This window comes from Mesorhizobium sp. WSM4817, from assembly GCF_055811135.1.
Genome location: NZ_JBVVQQ010000154.1, coordinates 1 through 324 on the forward strand (window position 1 = coordinate 1; position 324 = coordinate 324).

Annotated in this window: 1 protein-coding gene; it reads left to right on the plus strand. The window is 56.8% G+C overall.

Going from position 1 to position 324, the window contains the following annotated elements; translation table 11 throughout:
• On the plus strand, positions 1-324 hold a 324-nt coding region (locus AC0L2K_RS35180; RefSeq protein ID WP_473533682.1), incomplete at both ends, for a hypothetical protein.

The following is a 324-nucleotide window of genomic DNA, read 5'->3' on the forward strand; positions in this document are numbered from 1 at the left end:
TATCTGCACTGGTCGGATCGCAGCCATTACCAAGGAGCCGGGAACGGCTCGCTGATGCTGCTGTCGTTTAGCTTTGATGCTGGCGTTACGACCTTGTTCGGGCCTTTGTTGGCGGGCGCCAAGCTTCGTCTTGTCAACCCCATTGCCCAAATACATGCGCTGGCTGGTTTAGAGGATGGTCAGACCTATGATCTAATCAAGCTGACGCCTTCGCATTTAAGCCTGCTGAACAAGCGGCTTGAAGCCGACAAGGGACCAGCCCCGACCAGAGCGCTCATGGTCGGGGGCGAGGCCTTGATCCCGGCAGACATGCAGTTTTGGCAA